Annotated in this window: 3 protein-coding genes and 3 pseudogenes; 2 read left to right on the forward strand and 4 right to left on the reverse strand. The window is 40.2% G+C overall.

Features of this window, described 5'->3' with window-relative positions; all coding sequences use genetic code 11:
* Window positions 1–10: 10 nt before the first annotated feature.
* Window positions 11–769 carry an IclR family transcriptional regulator gene (locus tag BLS58_RS14120; protein ID WP_090399442.1) on the reverse strand — a complete coding sequence of 253 codons (759 nt, stop codon included), beginning with the start codon at window positions 767–769 and terminating at the stop codon, window positions 11–13.
* Window positions 770–1,074: 305 nt separating this feature from the next.
* Here BLS58_RS14120 and BLS58_RS14125 point away from each other — a divergent pair, with 305 nt between their 5' ends.
* Entirely contained in the window at window positions 1,075–2,220 is a 1,146-nt protein-coding gene (locus tag BLS58_RS14125; RefSeq protein ID WP_245723185.1) for a CynX/NimT family MFS transporter, read from the forward strand.
* Between the two features lie 893 nt (window positions 2,221–3,113).
* On the opposite strand, the pseudogene BLS58_RS14135 reads toward BLS58_RS14125, so the two are convergent.
* Window positions 3,114–4,650 (reverse strand): annotated as a pseudogene (locus tag BLS58_RS14135) (primary-amine oxidase).
* A gap of 224 nt (window positions 4,651–4,874) precedes the next feature.
* Window positions 4,875–5,139, reverse strand: a pseudogene (locus tag BLS58_RS14140) (GlcG/HbpS family heme-binding protein); the annotation flags it as partial.
* A 99-nt stretch (window positions 5,140–5,238) separates the two neighbouring features.
* Here BLS58_RS14140 and BLS58_RS18430 point away from each other — a divergent pair.
* Window positions 5,239–5,343, forward strand: a pseudogene (locus BLS58_RS18430) (helix-turn-helix domain-containing protein); the annotation flags it as partial.
* A 189-nt stretch (window positions 5,344–5,532) separates the two neighbouring features.
* On the opposite strand, the gene tatA reads toward BLS58_RS18430, so the two are convergent.
* Window positions 5,533–5,757, reverse strand: a complete 225-nt coding sequence (gene tatA / locus BLS58_RS14150) for a twin-arginine translocase TatA/TatE family subunit (protein ID WP_176764767.1) — start codon at window positions 5,755–5,757, stop codon at window positions 5,533–5,535.
* Window positions 5,758–6,165: the final 408 nt, after the last annotated feature.

Below are 6,165 nucleotides of genomic sequence, written 5' to 3' on the forward strand. Positions count from 1 at the left end.
AACCCTTTCCTCATTTAAAACCCAGGTTACTAGAAATTTTATCTGCTGCCTTTTTTGTTTCCTCTTTTATGAAAGGTTGTCTATCCTTTTGAAAACGAGTGGTAGGCCCACTCACTGTTATTACTGCCACTACTTCCCCAGAGTAATCTCTTATCGGAAAAGAAATACCCGTTGTATCTAAGTCTTGTTCGCCTTGACTGACAGAATATCCTTGTTCATAAACCGTCTTTAAATTTTTTTGTAGTTCCTCTTTACTTGTATGAGAATTTGGAGTCAAAGGTTGTATTTCCAATTGTTCCAGCATTCTTTCTTGTTTTGCCTGTGGCATGTAAGCAAACAGCAATTTTGGTCCAGATCCGATATAAAGCGGAGAACTTTTTCCTACTCTTGTATATAAACGCAACGCCTGACTGCTTTCCACCTTTTCAATATACGTTGCTTGCTCACCGTCTAATATGACAAGATGAACGATTTCATTAATGGTTTGGCTCAATTCTCTCATATGAGGTAACGCTACGTTTCTTAACTCTAATTGTTCGGATACGATATGCCCGAGTTCGAGCAGTTTCAGACCAAGACTGTATCGAATATCTTGATCCGAATTTTTCACCTTCCTTAAAAATCCGCACTCTTCTAAAGATACCAGCAATCGATATACTGTTGATTTTGACATGTCCGAACGCTTAGTGATTTCACTTAAACTTAATTCCTTTTCTTGATCCGAGAAAAAGTCAAGTAATTTCAATGCTTTAACAACACTTTGATTCATTTAGCTACACCTTGTTTCATTATTCAAAACGCCATTTCATATTATTTTTATTTGACTTAACTTTAATACACTATCTTTGTAGTGTCAACCCAATGTTTAAAATTATTTGACATCTGTTGTTTCCTTTAGAAAGAATCTAAGAAGAAGTTGGTTATTTCTGTTTCAGGAGCGAGTTCGTCGAGTTGATTATACAGGGGTGATCGGATATACTGTTTGACATGGTAGGGTATCGCTTTTCTGAGTTTTTCCCAGACTGAGCGTGCCATACCTTTTAATCTAATCTATCAAATCATCAATAATAAAAGGTGCTTATATATGGATATGACAACACATCGGGACCGGTATTATTTAGGGAAGAGCTACAAGTATCCAATGCCCTGATAGGATTGGTAAATACACTCCCCCTTATTGCATTTGGCTTATTCTCGCCGTTTGTTCCCATTTTATCTAAAAGAATGGGAATGGAAAAAACGCTATTAATAGCCATGTTTATCTTGTCTATTGGAATTTTTATACGATCACTTGGCGGAATTTCAATTCTTTTGTTTGGAACGTTACTTGTTGGTATAGCTATAGCTGTAGGGAATGTTCTTATGCCGGGTTTAATAAAATTGAGTTTCCCTTATCGAATTGGGCTAATGACCGGAATTTATTCAGTATCTATGAACCTATTTGGAGCACTTGCTTCAGGCATATCTGTTCCACTAGCCGATTTAGAGCTCTTGGATTGGCGAAACTCCATGCAAATATGGAGTATCTTGTCGTTTTCGGCAGTAATCATACTACTATTGCGATTACCAGCTATTATATCCAGTAATAAAAAAGTTCCTGGAGAAGTAAAGTCTCATCCACAAAACAATTTGTTTAAATCCAAAATTGCATGGGCTGTTACCATTTATATGGGATTGCAATTTTTGATTCCATATAGCCTTTTCACATGGCTTCCGGACATTCTGCTTGAAAAAGGGTTTAATCAAGAAGAAGCCGGCTGGCTAATCGCAGTCTTTCAAATTGGTTTAATTCCAGCAAATTTTATCATACCTATTATTGCTTCTAAATTAAATAATCAGCGCGTCCTCGCTTTTATATCTGGTTTAATTTTCTTTTTTGGATTAGTGGGGATTGCACTTATATCCTCTCAACTGATTAATGTATTTTTACTATTAGCAGGTGTTGGTGCAGGAACAACATTTAGTTTGACAATGATGTTTTTCGTGCTTCGTACGAATACTGTAGCTGAATCCTCTCAACTGTCAAGCATGGCCCAATCTATTGGCTATATACTAGCTGCGTGCGGCCCAATTTTTCTAGGCGTAATAGCAGAATGGTTCCACGGATGGACAGCCCCTCTAGTCATTCTTATGGTCGTATCCCTTTTAATTGCTTTCTTTGGAACTATAGCCGGGAAAAACGAAACTGTTTCTCTCAAAGTAAGAGAGAACCTACGGTGAAAGTCGAATAATATATGTTTAATTCTTGCCTTAAAAGTTCGATTGATAATCCTTTAGAAACGTTTGAATACTATGAGCGGGACGATTTAACAAGACATTAATATCGTTAGTGATCAAGCATTTTTTATCCTCACGATATGCTTCCACGATATAAGCGAGGTCCTGTGCTCGCCAAGATGGTGTCCCCTTGGACAAAAGTATTTGATAAAATTCTTCTGACGATACCTGGGTATAATTGTGGGTCGATTAAGGATGTCTGATAAATGTTCGGCAATTTCCATATAGGTTATCAAACCAGGACCAGTAAGTGTGTATATCTTGGAAACATGATGATCGTCCATTAAAACTTTTGCAGCTACTTCTGCAATATCACGAATATCTACTAAAGAAAATTTATCAAAACTCATAGGGGCAGAAAAGGCACCACTTGTCGAAACCTGATCTCCAAAACGTAACAAATTGTGCATTTATAAATGGGGACGTAGGAACGTCCAATTCATGTTGGAAGTTACTCAATTGCTCTTCTGCTTCCTCATGCCAACGCATCAATCCGATAGGTGAATCTGTGGAGGCTCCAAACGCTGATAACTTCACAATGTGCTTAACGCCGCTTTGCTCGGCTACTTTTATTACATTGTTATGTTAGAGCACTTGATGAGGATTATCACGTCCAACTAAGAAGAGCCGGTCGAGTCCCTCAACGGCTTTTTCAATTGATTTCGTATCTTCAAATGTCCCGCAGGTTGAGATGAAATGGATGGGTTCAAATCTTCCATGGTTTGCCCTCCATGAGCATTTTTAGTTCCATACATTTTTCAATTTTTTTATAAATATAAAGGATATTGAAAAGGGAATTGTTTTTAAACTACAATTCCCTTAAGCTCGCTATTGATTTAATGACAACTAGACCCTTTTTTAGGGGTGGAGCGCGGTAAATCCAATGCAGAGTTACCATCAAAAAAACCAGTGGGTTTTAACGTGAATTTGATGTGGTGGACCGGCATAACCGGCCAATATTCAGTCCTTGTAATGTGATGAACACCCATGGTGTACCACATGACAACATCCTCATCTTCAATAGACCTGTTGGCTTCAACGTATTTTGTTAAACCATCTTCCCCCGGTTTACTCTGGTTAGGGTACTGCCCAGAAGCATACAATTCACCGGGGTCATACTTGGTTACACGCAAGTGCTTATTCATAAAACCGGCGCGTTTCATTATCGGTGAATTTTCACTTGCAAATGGAAGACAATTTTCACCGGGCATAAGTGTATAGCCTACAGGGTCACCAACATAATTTTTAGAGTTAGGATTAATAATCTTCCATGTTCTGGCTGAATTAAGATCCATGTTGCGCTCTGTCTTTTTCTTTTTTAAAAGTCGTTGTTACGGGGTGAAAAGCGTTTTTATTTGGATTGTCCGAGCCTTCTTTTTCCGCTACTGTATTCAATTCTACAACGGAATTCTTTTGCCCATCCACGTTCATGTCAAGACGAAAATTAAAGAAGTGTTGATAAATGGGTCCATTTATCCGTGGCGCGACTTCTGTTCCATACTTCGGTTTTTCACCTTCTTCGAGTGCACCAACGTTCAAAATGCCCGTTAGTTTGACCTCTTGTTCAATCCTTCCATCTGTATAAAAATACCAGTAGAATCCATAATCGTAGTTCAACACTGTTGCGAAGAACGACAGAACCAAACGTCGTGAGCGTCGTTCCTCTCCTTCGTCAGTCCTCCAATCTGTCTTCTTCCATGCTGTTCCATCATCCTCCTCATGAAGACATATCGCATTAGGGATTGTATGCACATCACCTTTACCGTCTGCCATGACAGCATTGAAGTAGCGAACCTCACCGAGACAATCACACCCCAACGTCAATGAATTGGCAAGTTGTCCTATTCCATACTCACCAGCATCTAAGGCGTTTTGCCAATTATGAGCAGGCGAGGTTTCCCCATAGGGAACCACCATCTCAGATAAAGCTGCCCGATACAATACAGGACGCTCTTCTCCTTTATCCTCATAACTTACTTGATGAAGCACCAATCCCTCTCTGGCTGTATAACCAAACCGAATGTTCCACTTTTGCCATTTAATGAAATGACCGTCAGTTTCAAAGCTTGGACCTTCCGGTTGTGTAATATCTATGGGTTTTAGATCCGATCGAGGCTCTAAATCATCCGAGTTTTCAAACTTAAAACTTGCATCCATAGGCGGGAGGGGCTTTGCTCCATAGTCTTCGATTCTGATAACTTCCATAGTATTTAAGTCGACGACAGGTATTAGGCCCGTAAGAGGATAAGCATAGGCATTATCGCCAGCATACATTCTCACGAAGCATAGCGCACGGGATACGCGCCTTTCTTCACCTTCCGCCTTAATACCAGGCGCCCAACCATCCACCATAACTAAATCCGGGTCTTGCACGCCCCGCTTTAATAGGGCTGTTTTAAATTCCGCATTCTTTTTTACGGCTTCCTCAAGTTAGTATATTCTTCTGTTTCAGTTCTCGAATCATGAAATATTCTCCATTCTTCACCATATTTTTCTCTCATCTCGGAGAGAATGGTGTCAATAAATTGGGGAATTTTCAACTGCTGATTCTGAGGAATTCCACTGCTATATTGGGGATTTTACCATTGCTATTCACAGATGCCACCACCGAAGACGACGATATGTCCTTGGTTTGTCGTATTGAGTCCATAGAGACTCCCGTCGGGGGTTGTTTCTTCTTCCAGGTTAGAAGTAGGCATTTTTAAAGCTACTGACATCCACGCTTTATTTTGAGCGATATCAATACTCGCTAACCGCATCATCCATACGGTGTGTGGCAATGAGATTCCCACCTTCGTCGAAAATAGAAATAACCATTTGAACCCCGACTTTTGAAGCTTCATCCTCAGCTCCCTTAATAATTTCCTTTGCAGCTTACAAGGTAATATTACTCATACTTTTTCATTCTTTCTGAAAAATTAAAATTATATTAGTAGCTATATATGATGTGTTCCTCTTTCAAAACATCTCGGGATCAGTCGCACGACATTATATCGTAAATTAAAAAAATTCCCCCAGTTGAAAAATCTTCGCGCGGAAGCAAGGCAAAAATTCGAATCATACTAGTGAAAAACGCGAAACAAGGGGCTCCCGAGGTATATATAAGTCAATAGGTCAGCAACAATTGGTATATGGCGCTCTAACGTGTTATGGGAGAAGACGTTAGGTCTTCAACATTAGTTTTTGGCACCCTAATGCATTATATATATACACTAACCAAAAAACCAACGCCCGCAAGCGTTGGCTCTTCTATGCTTATGATTGATTATGCGTTTCGGACTGTGTCGTCGTTTCTTCATTGATTTCTTTTCGCTCGGGCTCGGGGGGATCGTCTTCCATCATTTGTGTCGTAGACTTCTTGAATTCATTGAGCGTTTTTCCGAATGCGCCGCCGATTTCCGGCAATTTCTTCGGACCGAAAATCAAAAGAGCAATCAACAGGATGAGAATGAGACTTGGGATGCCAATATTTGGAAGCACAATGTTTCCTCCTTTATGAACATAGGCTGAAGCTTTACACGTTAGTATGCCCTTAAGACAACATGCTATACTTTGCACCTATCGTATCATACATACAGCTATTTGGACATGGCATATTTTTTTCATCGGTACATCTTCAAAGTCCGGGAATGTGAAAATATCTATTCCGACCGTTTAGGCTATCACACCGCGCCTCTGATCCCTCTCGGAGGGGCTATAACTTCATTTGAGGGATCGCATCGCGTCTCTGATCCCTCTTGGAGGGGCTATAATTTCATTTGAGGGATCGCACCGCGCTTCTGTTCCCTCTCGGAGGGGCTATAACTTCATTTGAGGGATCGCATCGCGCTTCTGATCCCTCTCGAAGGGGCTATAACTTCATTTGAGGGATCGCATCGCGCTTCTGAT

The sequence above is a fragment of the Natribacillus halophilus genome, assembly GCF_900100185.1.
Classification (GTDB): Bacteria; Bacillota; Bacilli; order Bacillales; family Marinococcaceae; genus Natribacillus; species Natribacillus halophilus.